Raw genomic sequence first — 16959 nt, 5'->3', positions numbered from 1 at the left:
ATATCCTCAGACGACAAAGGGTCGATTCTGCCCGCGATAGTAACTCATCTGTAGGGTGGCTGTCACAGATGCTGCATGGATCGGCCATTGATGCTGGCGATCTTCCCAGTTTATGCGAAATTCTGCCATCAGCCGTCGCCTTTATTGACTCGCAGTCAACACTGTTGTGCGCCAGATCGCATTTCCCCCTGTTTCAGGAAGGATTACACTCCGTTTCAGCGATATGGCTTACGGCCATCACATTCTACACTCTGACAGGAATCCTGTATCCATGAGCAATATCCTGATTATTAACGCCAAGAAGCAATTCGGCCACTCCAACGGTGAGCTAAACCAGACCCTGAGCGACGTAGCAGAAAGTTTTCTGCGCGATGCCAAGCACGATGTACAGGTCACCGTAGTCGATGACGGCTATGATATCGAAGCCGAAGTGCAGAAATACCTATGGGCCGATACGGTGATTTACCAGATGCCAGGCTGGTGGATGGGCGAGCCCTGGATCCTTAAAAAATACCTCGACGAAGTGTTCACCGCAGGCCACGGTAGCCTGTATGCCAGCGATGGCCGCACCCGTTCCGATGCCAGCAAAAAATACGGTTCCGGCGGGCTGATCCAGGGTAAGACCTACATGCTGAGCCTGACCTGGAATGCCCCGCTGGAAGCCTTTACCGATCCCGACCAGTTCTTCCATGGCGTGGGCGTGGACGGCGTTTACCTGCACTTCCACAAGGCCAACCAGTTTCTGGGGATGGAAGCACTGCCGACCTTCATTTGTAATGACGTCATCAAACAGCCGGATATCGCCAGCGATATCGCACGTTTGCGCGCACATCTGGGCGAAGTGTTTGCTTAACTGTGATGGGTTTTATAAATCATACCGTTAACCAGTGAGGCCGTAATGATCACCGTAATTGCAGAAATCAGAACCAGACCGGGTCATCGTGAAAGCGTCTTAAAAGCGATTGAAAAGCTGTTGCCAGCGGTGTTGGCGGAAGAAGGCTGTGGCGGCTATCAGCCAATGATTGACGCCGATACCCCGGCACCTTGGCAGAAGCGTTCGCCGGATTCGATCTTTATGTTGGAGAAGTGGCAGAGCCAGGCGCATCTGGAACAGCACCTGCAGATGGATCACATGCTCAAGCACCGTGAAACCATCAAGGACAGCGTGCTGGACACGACTATTTACGTGCTAGATAACGCCTGACTCACATCTGTGCATCGGTGATATGCACGCTGACATAGTCCAGAAAACAGGTGATCCGTGCGGCCAACTGGGCATTGCGATAATACACCGCGTTGATCGGCTGGCGGACATCCAGCGTTTCCGCCGCCAGCAGCTGAACCAGACGCCCTTGCCGCAGATCTTCCCGCGTCATAAAATCGGCCAATTGGGCAATCCCTTCACCGCGTAGCGCCAGTTGCCGCAGCGTTTCGCCGCTGGACGCCGACAACGTTGGGGTAATGGCAAAGTGCTCCGCCTGCCAATGGCGCAGCGGCCACAGATTGAGTGATTCGGGTTGCGTAAAGCCCAGCAGGCTATGGTGATTCAACTCTTCAACGCTCTGCGGCTCCCCAAAGCGGGCAATGTAGTCCGGGCTGGCGAGGATGCGTAACCGGCTGGCCCCCAGCAGGCGTGCGTGGATGGTGGAATCACGCAATGCACCAATACGAATGGCGATATCGGTGCGCTTCTCCAGCAGATCGATAATCAGGTTATCGGTGTTCAACTCCAGTTCAATCTGTGGGAAACGTTGGCGGAAACCAGCGACCAACGGCACGATCACATGTTCCATAAAGGGCGCAGCAGCATTGACCCGCAGCCTGCCCGCCGGGTTCAGACGGCGCAGCGCCATCTGCTCCTCGGCATGTTCCACCGAGTTGATAATTTCCCGCGCATGGGCCAAAAAGCTCCGCCCCTCCTCGGTCAATTCCAGACGACGTGTAGTGCGGCGCAGTAAGGTGGTATCGAGTTTTTTTTCCAGACGACTCAGCGCCCGACTGATGCCAGAGGTGGTTTGGCCAAGCTGCTCGGCGGCGGCGGTGATCGAACCGCTGTCGACCACGGAGGTATAAGCCAAGAGTTCTTCGAGGGTGATTTTCATGCATTCCGCCCTGGGTTATCGGGCGCAGCACGCAGTGCGCCTGGGATGGCACAGTGTAAAAACTTGGGGCCGCGATTGCGGCCCCACAGGCATCAGACGGAAAGCTCGGCGGTATCGCCCTTGTCTTGCAGCCAGTTGCGACGGTCTTCCGAACGCTTCTTCGCCAACAGCATGTCCATAATGGCCATGGTCTGATCGGTATTCTCGTCATCGATGGTCAACTGCACCAAACGGCGAGTGTTGGGATCGAGCGTCGTTTCACGCAGTTGCAGCGGGTTCATCTCACCCAGCCCTTTAAAGCGCTGTACGTTCGGCTTGCCCTTTTTACGCTTCAACTGCTCGAGCACGCCGGCTTTCTCTTCCTCGTCGAGGGCGTAATAGACTTCTTTGCCCAGGTCGATACGGTATAGCGGTGGCATCGCAACGTGCACATGGCCGCCCTTCACCAGCGAACGGAAATGACGGACAAACAGCGCACACAGCAGCGTGGCGATGTGCAGGCCATCGGAGTCCGCATCCGCCAGGATACAGATTTTGCCGTAGCGCAGTTGGCTGAGATCGTCGCTGTCGGGATCGATGCCGATCGCCACAGAGATATCATGGACTTCCTGCGAGGCCAACACTTCGTCTGAGGACACTTCCCAGGTGTTGAGGATCTTGCCCTTCAGCGGCATGATCGCCTGATATTCGCGATCGCGCGCCTGCTTGGCCGAGCCGCCCGCCGAGTCCCCTTCCACCAGGAACAGTTCGGTCATGCTCAGATCCTGCGAGGTGCAGTCCGCCAGCTTGCCCGGTAACGCAGGCCCGCTAGTCAGCTTCTTACGCACCACCTTCTTCGCCGCACGCAGACGACGTTGAGCGCTGGAGATCGCCAGTTCGGCCAGTTGCTCGGCCGCCTGGACGTTCTGATTCAGCCACAGGCTGAAGGCATCTTTCACCACGCCGGAAACAAACGCCGCGCACTGGCGGGAAGACAGCCGCTCTTTGGTCTGGCCCGCGAATTGCGGATCCTGCATTTTCACCGACAGCACGTAGGCACAGCGATCCCAGATATCTTCCGCAGACAGCTTCACGCCGCGCGGCAGGATATTGCGAAACTCACAGAACTCGCGCATCGCATCCAGCAGCCCTTGGCGCAGGCCGTTGACATGTGTCCCGCCTTGCATGGTGGGGATCAGGTTGACGTAGCTTTCCGTCAGCAGTTCCCCGCCCTCCGGCAGCCACAGCAACGCCCAGTCCACCGCTTCGGTGTCACCGGCAAAATTGCCGACAAACGCCTTTTCAGGCAGGGTGATCAGGCCGTTCACCGCTTCCATCAGGTAGTCAGTCAGGCCATCCTGGTAACACCAGCGCTGCTCGGTATTGTTCAGCTTGTCGATAAAGTAGATTTCAACGCCGGGGCACAGCACCGCTTTGGCTTTCAGCAGGTGCGACAGGCGAGAAACCGAGAAGCGCGGGCTGTCGAAGAACTGCTCGTCAGGCCAGAAGTGAATGCTGGTGCCGGTGTTGCGTTTGCCGCAGCTACCGGTCACCGCCAATTCCTGCACCTTGTCGCCGTTCTCAAAAGCGATGCTATAGACGTTACCGTCGCGCTTAACGTTGACTTCCACCCGTTTGGACAGGGCGTTAACCACCGAAATCCCCACGCCGTGCAGGCCGCCAGAGAACTGGTAGTTCTTGTTGGAGAATTTACCGCCCGCATGCAGACGACACATGATCAACTCAACCGCCGGTACGCCTTCTTCTGGGTGGATATCCACTGGCATGCCGCGGCCGTCGTCGATCACTTCCAGTGACTGATCGGCGTGCAAAATCACGTCGATACGCTTGGCATGGCCCGCCAACGCTTCATCGACGCTGTTATCTATCACCTCTTGGCCGAGGTGGTTCGGACGCGTCGTGTCGGTATACATACCGGGACGACGGCGCACTGGTTCTAGACCGCTGAGTACTTCAATGGCATCAGCGTTATAGCTGGATTGAGTCATCGTTGATTATTTTTTCGTGGTTGAGGGAAGGTGCCGAAATCGCCCACTGCCTGTTCAGTATATCTGTGATAGCTGAAGTTGCCGCGGCGTCATAGCCCTAAAAAATCCACAATCTGGGGGAAGTAGTGCTCGAAACCAACGAAAGCGTGGTTTCCACCCGACTCCACCGTTTGCCTGCAGGCGGTGTAATAAGCCACTGCCTGGCCGTAATCGAGAATTTCATCGCCCGTTTGCTGTAGCAACCAGATTAAATCCGGCGACTCCAAGGGATCGACCTGCATCACTTTCAGATCATAAACGTGGCGTGACTCTAACACATATTGCTGCCCGGTGTAGGGGTTCTCGTTGCGCCCCAGATAGTCGATCAGCAGCTCATACGGCTTCACCGCCGGGTTTACCACTACCGCTGGCAACGCAAAACACTGCGATAACCAGGTGGCATAATAACCTCCCAACGAGGAGCCTACGACGCCCATAGTCTGACCAGCTCGCGCCATCACAATGTCTTCCAGCATTTCCGCCGCCTCCGCCGGGTAGGGCGGTAACTGCGGTACCAGCATGTCGATATGGGGGTGATGTTCCGCCAGCCAGGCTTTGAAAGCCGTGGCCTTGGCCGAAAGCGGCGAGCTGTTAAAACCGTGCAGGTAAAGTAAGGTTGAAGGCATCAGTAGCCGTCCGAATCCATGTCGGGGCGGAAGTCATCGTTTTCCAGCCGGAATACCTGGGTTTCCACCCGGCCATCCGGCAACAGGTCGAGATAGCGCCAACCAGGGGAAACGTCGTCGATAGTAAAATTGGTGCAATGCGGCTTGAATTGCACGCAGGTGGACGGCGTAGCCAACAGCCGGCGCCCGTGCCAACCCAGATCCAGTTCCTGATGAATATGCCCGCACAGCAGGGTGTTCACTTTCGGGTAGCGCCACAGCATGGCTGCCAGCGTATGCGGGTTGCGCAAACTGTGCTGATCGAGCCAGGTACAGCCGGAAGGCAACGGATGGTGATGCAGTAACAGCAGCGTGTAACGCTCGGGGTGAGCCTCCAGGCAACGCTCCATCCACTCCAGCTGATATTCGCTCAGCTCGCCGTGCGGCACGCCAAATACCTGGCTATCCAGCAACAGCACCTGCCAGTTGTCCCCCAGCAGCACCTGCTTGGAAGGCGAGATACCGGCTGCGGCCAGCGCATCTACCATTGCAGGCTGAAAATCGTGGTTCCCCGGCAGCCAGACACAAGGAGCAGGCAAACGGGTGATGCCATCGGCAAAGTGCCGGTATGCCGCCTGGGAATGATCCTGCGCCAGATCGCCAGTCGCCACGATCAGGTCACACTCACGCTGCTGCGCGATCACCGCATCCAGCACCGCGTGATAGCTGGCATAGGTATTAATGCCGAGCAAGGTCTCACTCTTGCCAGCAAACAGGTGGGTATCTGTTATTTGTAAGATCCTGACCTTGGCCCCACTCGCCACGGGCAGTCTAAACAGGCTTTCCAAATGGTGTCCTTTGTTATCTCATTCTGCCTAACAAACCGGAACCGCCATTGCTCCATGCGCTAAACAATAGCGCAACCAATCAGCAAGAAACTGGTTAATTTGATGCTTTTCGTCGCGTTGATGCAACTTTTTGTTCGGATAATCATAACGCGCTTTAAACCGATAGATCTGCTGACTTGAACACACTTCCGCAACCATCGCGTCGTGGTACAGCCTCACCGTCATCGCAGGCAGGCTCCAGTAGCTGACCGCCGGCGCAGTCTGCTCAATCTGCACCAGCGTGGTGTAACGGGTTGATTCAACTATAGTCAGACGATAATGGGCGCCATTCACCTGATAAGTGACGGTTTCATCGACTTCGTCGTTTCGCGGCATCAAACGCCGCAATTGCGCGAAGTTGGTTTCACACAATCTCATCATTTCGGGGAAGTCAGGGGTATAGCGCTTTTGCATTTAGTTGGCCCATTCTGCTTTAAGCGATTCATGGTGCAACGCCAGCCACTGCAATGCAATCACTGATGCGGCATTATCAATCGCGCCTTCTTCAACCCAGCGATAAGCCTGTTCGCGGCTGACCACGTGGACACGGATATCTTCATGCTCTTCGGGCAATCCGTGGATCCCTTCGGCCGTCAGGGCGTCAACCTCGCCGACCATAATAGACAGGCGTTCGCTGGTGCCACCAGGGCTGGCCAGATAGCTCAGCACCGGCTTGCAGCGCCCGACCACCACCCCTGCCTCTTCCAATGCTTCGCGGCGGCATACGTCCTCAACGCTTTCTCCCGTTTCGATCATACCCGCAACCATTTCCAGCAGCCAAGGTGAAGCTGAGCTATCGATGGCCGGGATCCGCAGTTGTTCAACCAGCACTACTTCGTCCCTGATGGGATCATAGGGTAGCAACACCGCCGCATGGCCGCGCTCAAAAACTTCGCGAGTGACCTCACCGCTCATCTCACCGTTGAACAAACGATGGCGAAAGCGATATAAGTCGAGTGAAAAAAAACCACGGTATCGCGTCTCTCGTGCAATAATTTCTACATCATTTTTGTCGAAAGTAACGGGTGAAGGTTGCGAGCGGTTCATCTACGGATTCTCCTGTGTAATTATGCCGACAAAATAAAGGGATTTGATGACAGAAACGGCGGGATTATCTTCACCCGCTTTGTGTTAGATTGTGAACCATGATATCAGGTAGCGCCGATGCAAATAGCCCAGTGTCAGTAAACGTAGCGTACACCAAGGTAAAAGTTCTGTGAGATGGCACATTAAGCCACCCTCAGCGCTCGGCAGACTCTGCTAGAATTGGCAACTATTCGTCTATCGTCAGCGCTAACATAGCAATATTGCTGCACAACAAGGAATGCAAATGAAGAAACTGCTCCCCCTTCTTATTGGTCTGAGCCTCGCTGGCTTCAGCACCATGAGCCAGGCAGAGAACCTGTTGCAGGTTTACAAACAGGCCAGGGAAAGTAACCCGGATCTGCGTAAAACCGCTGCTGACCGTGATGCGGCGTTTGAAAAAATCAACGAAGCGCGCAGTCCGTTGCTGCCACAGCTTGGCCTATCTGCTGGTTATACCTATAACAACGGCTTCCGCGATGCCAATGGGCTTGACAGCAACACCACCCAAGGCTCGCTGGCGCTGACCCAGACCATCTTTGATATGTCCAAATGGCGCGCGCTGACGCTGCAGGAAAAGGCCGCCGGTATTACCGATGTCACTTTCCAGACTTCATCCCAGAAATTGATCCTGGATACGGCTACCGCCTATTTCAACGTACTACAGGCGATCGATGCCCTGTCCTACACCCAGGCGAATAAACAAGCGGTTTACCGTACCTTGGATCAGACCACCCAACGTTTTAACGTTGGCCTGGTTGCCATTACCGACGTGCAGAACGCCCGTGCCAACTACGATACCGTGCTGGCTAACGAAGTGACCGCCCGTAACAACCTGGATAACGCAGTAGAAGTGTTACGCCAAATCACTGGCACCTTCTACCCGGAACTGGCCTCGTTGGATACCAACAAGTTCAGCACCAAGCGCCCGGATGCCGTCAACAGCCTGTTGAAGGAAGCGGAAAGCCGCAACCTGAGCCTGCTGTCTGCCCGCCTGAGCCAGGATCTGGCCCGTGAGCAGATCAAATCGGCGCAAACCGGCTATATGCCAACGGTTGATTTAAATGCTTCTACCGGGATCACCAATTCCAAATACAGTGGTTCCAGAGCTAACACTGGGACTAGTGGCAACGATTCGATTAATGGCCAGAACCAGGTCGGCATCAGCGTTAGCGTGCCACTGTACAACGGCGGCGTAACTAACTCGCAGGTAGAACAGGCGCAGTACAACTTCGTCGGTGCCAGCGAGCAGTTGGAAAGCGCCCACCGCAGCGTGGTGCAAACCGTGCGTTCCTCCTTCAACAACGTTTCTGCGTCCATCAGCAGCATCAACGCTTATAAACAAGCGGTGGTTTCTGCCCAGAGTTCTTTGGATGCAACCGAAGCCGGTTATGAAGTGGGTACCCGTACCATCGTCGACGTGTTGGATGCGACAACTACGCTGTATAACGCCAAGCAACAGCTTTCCAATGCGCGTTATTCTTACCTGATCAACCAGTTGAACATCAAATCGGCGCTCGGCACGCTGAACGAAAACGATCTGATGATGCTGAACGGGTCACTCGGCAAGCCAATTTCCACCGCGCCAGACGTGGTTGCTCCACCAACAGCGGCGCAAGATGCCTATGTTGACGGTTCCAGCACCGCCAGCAGATAACCTGCGACAGCGTTGAGCTACAGAATAACGGGGCCCGGCATTTGCCGCGCTCCGTTTTTTTATCCCATAATCCCGCTTCTGCCCATCGCCTCACAGCCTCTCTAAAGAGGTTAATGTTATGATTAGCGCCCTATTTTGGGTTTATCTGCTGAACGGGATCTGATGGAGAACGCTTCACTCTGGCAACGGTTGATCACCGAAGGCGCGTTACCGCCACAGCTGCGCCCCTCCCCGGCCATTTATGCCTCCTGGCTCCGCTGCAGCCATCTGATGCAACCCGCCGTGTGGAAAGCTCCACATCGCGCCCTCGGCACCACCTTCGACTCGATCTGCCAGCGTAAGGATGATTTCATTACGCTCGGCCAAGCGGCGTTGGAAGATGCCTGGGAATATATGGAACTGCGCCACTGCGTATTGCTGATCCTCGACGAAAGCGGCTGCACGCTGTGGCAATGCGGCGACAAGACGACTGGCGAGCAGCTGCTCGAACTGGGTTTTGCCCCTGGCGCTTATTGGACGGAAGGCGATATCGGCACCAATGCCCCTTCCCTGGCCGCATCTGAGGGCCATCCGGTACAGATCCATAGCGATGAACACGTGCGCCAGGCGCTGCATGGCTGGTCATTCTGTGCCGCACCGGTGCATGACAATAGCGGCCGTCAGCGCGGTATGTTGGCTTTGGGTTGCCAACTGGCCGATTGCAATGCGGGCGATCTCTCATTGATCCTGGCGATCGCCCGGGAGATCGGCAATGCCCTGAGCGCCGACGGCCTGCTGGCCGAATCCAACCGCCATCTTAATCAGCTCAACGGGCTACTGGACAGCGTAGACGACGGCGTCATGGCCTGGGATCACCGGGGCTATCTGCAATATATCAACCCGCGCGCCTCCGCTATGCTCAAACTGCACGAACAGCAGAGCCAGGGCAAACCGCTGGCACAGTTGCTGACGTTACCGGCATTGCTTAACCGCGCCATCAGCCAACGCCAGCCGTTACAGCATGTGGAAGTCACCTTTGAAAGCCAGGGCCAGTTTATCGCCGCATTGCTCACCCTCAAACCGATCCTGGACGGTGAGCACTGTAGTTTTATCGCCTTGTTGCACCCTTTGGAAAGGCTGCATCAATACGTCAGCAGCCAGATCGGCCGAGTCAGCCACACCTTCGAGCAAATGCCCTCGGGCACACAAGAAATGCGTCGCCTGATCCGCTATGGCCAGCAGGCGGCGAAAGGCCATCACCCGATTTTGCTGTGCGGTGAGGAAGGGGTGGGAAAAGAGCTGGTCAGCCAGGCCATCCATAATACCAGTGAGCGTGCCGCCGGGCCTTATATCGCCTTGAATTGCCAGTTGCTGCCTGAGGCACAGGGGCTGAAGGAGCTGTTGGGCAGTGATGCCAACGAAGAACAAGCTGGCCAGTTCAGCAAGTTTGAACTGGCCAATGGCGGCACGCTGCATCTTGAGCAGATCGAATACCTGCCGCTGGCCATGCAGTCCGCCCTGTTGCAGGTGCTAAAAACCGGCGTGGTGATGCGTATGGATTCCAGCCGCGTGATCCCGGTAAACGTACGGGTGATCGCTACCAGCGCCGCCAACCTGCCGCTGTTGGTGCAACAGAACCGTTTCCGCCGCCAGCTGTTTTATAGCCTGCAGGCCTTCGAGATCCAAATCCCGCCGCTACGCCAGCGCCTCAGTGATATCCCTTTGCTGGTCCACCACCATCTGCGCGCCCTGGAGCAACACTTCCAGTGCCGCTTCCGGGTGGATGATGAAGTGATGACTCAGCTTGGTCTATACCTGTGGCCGGGTAACGATCTGGAACTGAAAGGGGTGATAGAGCGCGCCGCGATGATTTGCCACGGCCACCATATTCAACTGGCCGACCTACCCGCTCATTTGCTCAGCCATCAGCCGCTAGTGGAAAGCGACTCTCAACCAGCCATGCCACTGCTGACGCTGGCGGAAATGGAACGGCAGGCGATTATCCGCGTGGCCAACGTCAGCCACGGGCAGCTTAACGAAATGGCGCAGCTGCTGGGCATCAGCCGCACCACTCTGTGGCGTAAAGTCAAACAGTTGAATATCGATATCAGCCAGTTCAAGCTGCGGGGTTAATGGCTGAGCTGTAAGGTACCGCGCGCTGCATCCAGCATCGCTTTCTGACCGTTACGGGTCTTGCTCACACATTCGCTCATGCCGACCACCATCGGGATCCCCATCGCTTTGGCCAGGATCGCGGTGTGTGACAAGGCGTTGCCACCGCTCAGGCAAATACCGAGTACCATACGCCGATCGAGCATCACGACGTCGGAAGGCATCAGTTCATCCATCACCAGGATCGCTGGCTCATTGAGCACGATCGCCGGGATAGGCTGCTGTGCCAAATGGCTCAGCGTACGGCGCAGCATGTCACGCACATCCAGTTCCCGCGCCTGCAAATACTCATCATCCAGCGCCCGATAATCGGCGGCTATCTGCTCCAGCTCCTGCCGCCACGCCAATTCCGCGCTGCACTGCTGTTGGGCTATACGGGTAAAGGCGGCCTGTTGCAGATCGGGATCGTCTAACAACATGCTGTGCGCCCCGAAGATCGCCGCCTGCGGTTTGCCGATCAGGTTGCCAGTGCGATCCGCCAGCTTATTCAGATCGTCTAACGTCTGTTGCAACGCGATACGCAGGCGCTGCTGTTCATTGAGCACGTCATCGCCCCCTAACTGGCGTTCTTCCGTTTGCGGCCAGAAGCTCGACACCTGGAATATCGGGCCACTGCTGACGCTTTCCTCCACGGGGATACCGTGCAGCGAAGGCAGTTGCTGCTCAGATACGGTTTCACCAAAATGCTGCTCAGCCAACGCCTTAAAAGCCGCCAGCGCCTCATCGGCCTGTGCGCCATCGGCAATCAGGCGGATAGTGTCACCGTGGCGAACCTGCAACAAAGCCAGCTGATTCAGGCTGCGCGGGTTGGCACATTGGCCATGCTTTTCCAGCACCAGTTCCGCTGCAAAAGGAGCCAGAACCTCTGCCAGACGCGCCGCCGGGCGAGCGTGCAACCCGTGTGGATTCTGTACCGCCCAACTCAGGCTTTTTCCCTGACTCAACGGTAAATTCAGTGGCTTGCTGGCGGGTATCTCCTCACCAAGCTGTGCCTGCTTGGCCTGCAAGGCCCCTTGCGCCTCTGCCAGCACCTGCTCCAGGCTACCGCCCGCGTTAGCCGCTACGACCGCAGCCAGCGTGCCCTCCACCAGCGGTGCCGCACACAGCACCACCTTGGCCGCCACCTCTGGATCGAGCAACTCAAGCGCGGTTTCCGCACTCAATAATGCGCTACCGAGATCCATCAGCACCACGATCCCCTCTCCGTCCGCCACGGACTCGATCGCTTCCATCACTTTCACCGCATCGGTGCCGATCGGGTGTAACTCATCATCGACCCCTGCCGCCAGCACCAGTTTGCAACCCTCCCCGCGCATCATCTGGCGGGCGAGTTGCTCAACACCCTGCGCCAGTTGCGCACTGTGCGAAACCACGACGATGTTGATCATCCTGCCTCCTCGACCACCTGGGCCAGCGTTTTTATCATCAGCATAACGGAGGTTGCGCCCGGATCCTGATGGCCGATGCTGCGTTCGCCCAAATAGCTGGCACGCCCTTTACGGGCCTGCATGACGATGGTGGACTGTGCGGCCTGCTCCGCTCGAACGGCGGCCTGTTGTAGCGCCTGAGTCACGCTGAGCTGCTGCTGTAACGACTCGCCCAGGCTTGCAACGACCGGCCCCCAGACATCACACATGGTTTTATCGCCCGGCTCTGCCTTGCCGCGCATCGCTACGCCTTCCGCGCCTTCCTGGATCACTTGCTTCAACTCCGCCAGATCCAGGCTCTGCTTGGCGTTGGCCGCCTGAGCCGCACGGATAAAGAAGGTGCCGAACAGCGGACCACTGGCACCGCCAACGCTGGAGAGCAGCGTCATACCGGTGTTCTTGAGAATAAAGCCGATGTCCTTGTCCGCCACAGAGGGCAACTTTTCCACCACCTTACTAAAGCCTCGGTTCATATTCAGACCGTGGTCGCCATCGCCGATATCGCTATCCAACTGAGTCAAGAAATCACGTTCGCGGGTAAAGACCTCACCACAACGCATCAACCACTCAACAACCTGCTGTTTGCTTAATGTCATGATCCCTCCTCAGCCCCAGCGCAGCGCTGGCGTGTTCACCGGCGCATCCCACAGCGATAACAGTTCGTCATCCACTTGCAGCAAGGTGATGGAAATCCCCTGCATATCCAATGCGGTGCAGTATGATCCCACCAGGTTACGTTCGATCACGATCCCGGCCACGGCGCAACGCTGCGCCAAACGGTGGTAAACCCCGTACAGTTCGGAAAGCGGCGTAGCCCCCAGGTTATTGACCAGCGCAATCACCCGATCGCCCTGCGTCAACGCTCGTTTGCTCTGGCTCTCTTCACGCCATTCCCCCTGCTGACGATCCCAAACGCGGATCGAGCGCTGGTAATCACCGTGATCGATCAGGGTATGGAACATGTCATCCACCGTATTATCAAGGGTGGTGAACGTCCGCCGTTCGATCCCCGGTTCGCCGTGGATGCCAACGCCAAACTCCATCTCGTTATCCGCCAAAGTAAACGACGGTTTACCTGCCGCAGGCACGGTGCAAGCGCCCAGAGCGATCCCCAGTGAGTGGCCTTGGTTATTGATTTTGTGCCCCAACGTGACCAGCGCGTCCAGATCGTCACCCCGTACCGCTGCCGCGCCGAGCAGTTTCTCCATCAACACCGTGTTGGCAACCCCACGTCGGCCAGCGGTAAATAGGCTGTCTTTCACCGCTACGTCATCATCCACCAGCACCGTTGCCACTGGCACGCCGCTGTCATGCAACAATTCGGTCGCCGTTTCAAAGTTGAGGATGTCACCGGTGTAGTTCTTGATGATCAGCAACACCCCTGCACCACCGTCAATGGCCTGGCCGCAGTCATACATTTTATCCGGCGTTGGCGAGGTGAAAATCTCCCCTGGGCAAGCTCCGTCCAGCATTCCCTCGCCCACGAAGCCGCAGTGCATCGGCTCATGGCCGCTACCACCGCCAGACAGGATCGCCACTTTGCCTGGGATCGGCCCCGCCGTGCGGGTCACAAACACCGGATCCTGATGCACCTGTAGCTCCGGGTGAGCGGCAGCCATGCCGAGTAACTGTTCGTTAAGTACCGAATCGACCTGATTGATTAGCTTTTTCACGGTTAATTCCTCTGTAGGGAACAGCGGGCGCGTTAACCGCGCCCGATGATTTATGCGCGTTGCAACCAGGTGCTGCCCAGTTTGTCTGCCGTCAGAATAGCCGCCAGTACGCTTTCCGGCGTCACGCTAAACGGCATGTTGTGAATGGTTTCACCTGGGGCGCAGCTGGCCTCTGCCACCTTGCTGATTTTCTCCGCCAGTTCACCGGTGATGCCCATTTGCGCCAGGGTGATCGGCAACCCAACCTGCTGGCAGAAGTTCAACACCGTTTCAATCTGTGCCATTGGGCTGTTTTGCAGCACCAGCTGCGACAGAGTGCCGAACGCCACTTTTTCCCCGTGATACAGGTGATGACACTCCTCCAGCACGGTAAAACCGTTGTGGATGGCGTGTGCCGCCGCCAAGCCGCTGCTTTCAAAGCCAACCCCGCTCAGATAGGTGTTGGCTTCGATAATGCGCTCCACCGCTTCGGTAACCACACCAGACTCCGCCGCCAGCTTGGCTTTAACCCCTTCGGCCAACAGCGTTTCATAGCACAGACGCGCCAGATTGAGCGCCGCTAGCGTAGATTTGCCGCCCGCCATGCTGGTGGCCTGGGCATCGAAACAGGCCTGAGCTTCAAAATAGGTGGAAAGCGCGTCGCCCATACCCGCCACCAGCAGGCGTACCGGCGCTTTGGCGATGATGGCGCTGTCCATCACCACCATATTCGGATTGGCGGGGTAGATCAGGTATTCTTCAAACTCACCGCTTTCGCTGTAGATCACCGACAACGCGCTGGTCGGCGCATCCGTTGAAGCAATGGTTGGCATCAACACCACCGGCACATGCTGGTAATAGGCAATCGCCTTGGCGGTATCCAGCGTTTTACCACCGCCGATACCGATCACCCCTTTGCAACCGTGGCTTTTCAGTTCCTGGCCAAGGCGGTCGATTTCCTTGTGGCAACATTCGCCATTAAACGTACAAACGTGATACTTCACCCCGTGCTGATGCAGGCTACCCATCACAGTGTCGCCCGCCAGCTTCATGACGAAGTCGTCGGCGATCACAAAGTAATGATCGGCAAGGGCTTTAGCATATTCGCCAACAGAGGCCAATGCATTGGCTCCCTGGATGTATTTGCTCGGGGATTGGATGATTCTCAACATAACTGACTCCTTGTAGGGACGTTAACCAAGTAACGTTCAGATTTCAGATGGTGATGTCGACGCGTTGTTCTGTTGCTGACTATACGACCTGCTGGCCGGTTGGCGAGTAAGGAAAAAAACGTTCCATAATGGAACATGGTGTCAGGCAAAACGTTCCATTATGGAACGCATTTGATACGGTTATGCGCCGTAAAGCGAACTGGCGCACACCGTAACGTATAAGTGCGTAAAGAGTGGACTCTGTGGGCGTTTCAGCTTTAATTTTGAGCATCTTTCCCCTATCCTATCGACCACTACTGGGCAAGGGCGAATACAGCCCGCATGATGGGATAAATATCGATGAAACGGACCAAAAACATCAACAAAGACACCTTCCGCAAATCCTGGTGCAGCTACCGTGTTGCACCCGTGGCTTTGGCGATCAGCGCAGTGTTTATGCTGGCCGGCTGCGAACAGGCGGATGAGACGGTTTCTCTGTATAAAAATGCCGACGACTGTTCAACCTCCAACCCGTCAATGAGCGAGCAGTGCACCACCGCGTATAACAATGCACTGAAAGAAGCGGAAAAAACCGCGCCTAAATACGCCACTCGTGAAGACTGCGTAGCCGAATTCGGTGAAGCGCAATGTACTCAGGCTCCAGCACAGGCTGGCATGGCCGCAGAATCGCAAAGCAGTGGCAGCATGTGGATGCCGTTAATGGCAGGTTACATGATGGGCCGCATGATGGGTGGCGGGGGCTACGCTCAGCAACCGCTGTTTAGTTCTAAAAACGCTGCCAGCCCGGCAAACGGCAAGTTTGTTGACGCCAGCGGTAAAAGCTATGGCCCGGCAACCGCAGGCGGCCGCTCCATGACGGTACCAAAAACCGCAATGGCACCCAAACCTGCAGTGACCAATACCGTTACCCGTGGTGGCTTCGGTGAATCCGTGGCCAAACAGACCAGCATGCAGCGCAGCAGTGCCACTTCCAGCTCACGCAGCATGGGCGGTTAATGCATGAAACGCGTTGCGATTAGCGAGCGCCCAGACTGGCGCGAAAAAGCCACCGAATTTGGTTTCGCATTCCACACCATGTACGGCGAACCCTACTGGTGTGAAGATGCCTATTACCAATTCACGTTGGCTCAGATCGAAGAGATTGAAGATGCCACCGCCGAACTGCATCAGATGTGCCTGAAGGTGGTAGATAAGGTGGTCAACAGCGATCAGCTGATGGCCAAATTCTGTATCCCCAAGCACACCTGGGAATTCGTCCGTAGCTCCTGGCGCACTAATCAGCCTTCGCTGTATTCACGCCTCGATCTGGCCTATGACGGTATTAATCCGCCCAAGCTGTTGGAAAACAACGCCGATACGCCAACCTCACTGTATGAGGCTGCGTTCTTCCAATGGCTGTGGCTGGAAGATCAGATCAACGCCGGCAAGTTGGATCCCGCTTCTGACCAGTACAACAGCCTGCAAGAAAAGCTGATTGAGCGTTTCGCCGATCTGCAAGCCAATCACGGCTTTGGCCTGCTGCATCTGGCCTGCTGCCAAGACAGCGAAGAAGATCGCGGTACGGTGCAGTATCTGCAAGATTGCGCGCTGGAAGCGGGCCTGCCGACCGAATTCCTGTTTATGGAAGAGATTGGCCTGGGTGAGAAAGGCCAGTTTACCGATCTGCAAAATCAGGTCATCAGTAACCTGTTCAAGCTCTATCCGTGGGAATTTATGCTGCGCGAGATGTTCTCCACCAAGCTGGAAGACGCTGGCGTACGCTGGCTAGAACCGGCCTGGAAGAGCATTATCTCCAACAAGGCCCTACTGCCGCTGTTGTGGGAAATGTTCCCGGATCATCCAAACCTGCTACCAGCCTACTTTGCTGAGGACGATCATCCGCAGATGGATCATTACGTCACCAAGCCACTGTTCTCACGCGAGGGTGCCAACATCCAGATCGTCCAGAACGGTCAGGAAGTGGCGCGCGTAGATGGGCCATACGGTGAAGAAGGCATGATTGTGCAGCAGTTCCATCAGTTGCCGCAGTTTGAAGGCAGCTATACGCTGATCGGCAGCTGGCTGGTCAACGATCAGCCTTGCGGCATCGGTCTACGTGAAGATCGCGAGTTGATCACCCAGGATCTGTCGCGCTTTTATCCGCATATTATTCTTGGCTAACGGTTAAACCAGAAATCACTAAAGGCGCGAAACTTT

The 16959-nt window shown here is 56.3% G+C and carries 17 protein-coding genes; 6 read left to right on the top strand and 11 right to left on the bottom strand.

What is annotated here, in order from left to right:
- Window positions 1-6 precede the first annotated feature (6 nt).
- On the bottom strand, window positions 7-129 hold the full coding sequence (locus KAJ71_RS23435; RefSeq protein WP_283106710.1) for a hypothetical protein: 123 nt from the start codon (window positions 127-129) through the stop codon (window positions 7-9).
- A 142-nt stretch (window positions 130-271) separates the two neighbouring features.
- Here KAJ71_RS23435 and KAJ71_RS10205 point away from each other — a divergent pair, with 142 nt between their 5' ends.
- The gene (locus KAJ71_RS10205; protein ID WP_021179520.1) at window positions 272-853 is read left to right on the top strand and encodes an NAD(P)H-dependent oxidoreductase; all 582 of its coding nucleotides are present in this window, start codon (window positions 272-274) and stop codon (window positions 851-853) included.
- A gap of 45 nt (window positions 854-898) precedes the next feature.
- On the top strand, window positions 899-1204 hold the full coding sequence (locus KAJ71_RS10200; protein ID WP_248945603.1) for a putative quinol monooxygenase: 306 nt from the start codon (window positions 899-901) through the stop codon (window positions 1202-1204).
- Between the two features lies 1 nt (window position 1205).
- On the opposite strand, the gene KAJ71_RS10195 is transcribed toward KAJ71_RS10200, so the two are convergent.
- The 6 genes from KAJ71_RS10195 to nudF all read right to left on the bottom strand — a co-directional run bounded on the left by KAJ71_RS10195 (window position 1206) and on the right by nudF (window position 6668).
- Window positions 1206-2102, bottom strand: coding sequence for a LysR family transcriptional regulator (locus KAJ71_RS10195; protein WP_248945602.1), 897 nt, complete (start codon window positions 2100-2102; stop codon window positions 1206-1208).
- Between the two features lie 92 nt (window positions 2103-2194).
- Window positions 2195-4090 carry a DNA topoisomerase IV subunit B gene (gene parE / locus KAJ71_RS10190; RefSeq protein ID WP_248945601.1) on the bottom strand — a complete coding sequence of 632 codons (1896 nt, stop codon included), beginning with the start codon at window positions 4088-4090 and terminating at the stop codon, window positions 2195-2197.
- A gap of 89 nt (window positions 4091-4179) precedes the next feature.
- Window positions 4180-4755, bottom strand: coding sequence for an esterase YqiA (gene yqiA, locus KAJ71_RS10185; RefSeq protein WP_248945600.1), 576 nt, complete (start codon window positions 4753-4755; stop codon window positions 4180-4182).
- Window positions 4755-5582 (bottom strand): 3',5'-cyclic-AMP phosphodiesterase, encoded by an 828-nt coding sequence (cpdA, locus tag KAJ71_RS10180; protein ID WP_248945599.1) that lies wholly within the window; start codon window positions 5580-5582, stop codon window positions 4755-4757. Before cpdA ends, yqiA begins: the two co-directional genes overlap by 1 nt.
- A 27-nt stretch (window positions 5583-5609) precedes the next feature.
- Window positions 5610-6035, bottom strand: coding sequence for a DUF1249 family protein (locus tag KAJ71_RS10175; RefSeq protein ID WP_248945598.1), 426 nt, complete (start codon window positions 6033-6035; stop codon window positions 5610-5612).
- Window positions 6036-6668, bottom strand: coding sequence for an ADP-ribose diphosphatase (gene nudF, locus KAJ71_RS10170; RefSeq protein WP_021806860.1), 633 nt, complete (start codon window positions 6666-6668; stop codon window positions 6036-6038).
- Window positions 6669-6951: 283 nt separating this feature from the next.
- Between nudF and tolC the strand changes: the two genes are divergently transcribed.
- Window positions 6952-8361, top strand: a complete 1410-nt coding sequence (tolC, locus tag KAJ71_RS10165) for an outer membrane channel protein TolC (RefSeq protein WP_248945597.1) — start codon at window positions 6952-6954, stop codon at window positions 8359-8361.
- A gap of 162 nt (window positions 8362-8523) precedes the next feature.
- Window positions 8524-10473: a dihydroxyacetone kinase operon transcriptional regulator DhaR gene (gene dhaR, locus KAJ71_RS10160; RefSeq protein WP_248945596.1), complete on the top strand. Its 1950-nt coding sequence runs from the start codon at window positions 8524-8526 to the stop codon at window positions 10471-10473.
- Here the strand turns inward: dhaR and dhaM are convergent.
- Genes dhaM through KAJ71_RS10140 form a run of 4 tightly spaced genes read right to left on the bottom strand, consistent with a single transcriptional unit; the run spans window position 10470 to window position 14763 of the window.
- Entirely contained in the window at window positions 10470-11900 is a 1431-nt protein-coding gene (gene dhaM / locus KAJ71_RS10155) for a dihydroxyacetone kinase phosphoryl donor subunit DhaM (protein WP_248945595.1), read from the bottom strand. The two genes, dhaR and dhaM, sit on opposite strands and share 4 nt — an antisense overlap.
- Window positions 11897-12535 carry a dihydroxyacetone kinase subunit DhaL gene (gene dhaL, locus KAJ71_RS10150; protein ID WP_248945594.1) on the bottom strand — a complete coding sequence of 213 codons (639 nt, stop codon included), beginning with the start codon at window positions 12533-12535 and terminating at the stop codon, window positions 11897-11899. Before dhaL ends, dhaM begins: the two co-directional genes overlap by 4 nt.
- A gap of 9 nt (window positions 12536-12544) precedes the next feature.
- Complete coding sequence (dhaK, locus tag KAJ71_RS10145) at window positions 12545-13612, bottom strand: dihydroxyacetone kinase subunit DhaK (protein ID WP_248945593.1); 1068 nt, start codon at window positions 13610-13612, stop codon at window positions 12545-12547.
- A 50-nt stretch (window positions 13613-13662) separates the two neighbouring features.
- On the bottom strand, window positions 13663-14763 hold the full coding sequence (locus KAJ71_RS10140; RefSeq protein ID WP_248945592.1) for a glycerol dehydrogenase: 1101 nt from the start codon (window positions 14761-14763) through the stop codon (window positions 13663-13665).
- 339 nt (window positions 14764-15102) lie between these two features.
- Here KAJ71_RS10140 and KAJ71_RS10135 point away from each other — a divergent pair, with 339 nt between their 5' ends.
- Both KAJ71_RS10135 and KAJ71_RS10130 read left to right on the top strand, forming a co-directional pair.
- The gene (locus KAJ71_RS10135) at window positions 15103-15759 is read left to right on the top strand and encodes a DUF1190 family protein (RefSeq protein WP_248945591.1); all 657 of its coding nucleotides are present in this window, start codon (window positions 15103-15105) and stop codon (window positions 15757-15759) included.
- A 3-nt stretch (window positions 15760-15762) separates the two neighbouring features.
- Window positions 15763-16923 (top strand): glutathionylspermidine synthase family protein, encoded by a 1161-nt coding sequence (locus tag KAJ71_RS10130; protein ID WP_248945590.1) that lies wholly within the window; start codon window positions 15763-15765, stop codon window positions 16921-16923.
- The last annotated feature ends 36 nt before the right edge of the window (window positions 16924-16959 follow it).

The organism is Serratia silvae, from assembly GCF_023282985.1.
Classification (GTDB): domain Bacteria; phylum Pseudomonadota; class Gammaproteobacteria; order Enterobacterales; family Enterobacteriaceae; genus Chania; species Chania silvae.
The sequence above is the reverse complement of the archived record's forward strand: the minus strand, read 5'-3'. Positions and strand labels throughout refer to the sequence as shown.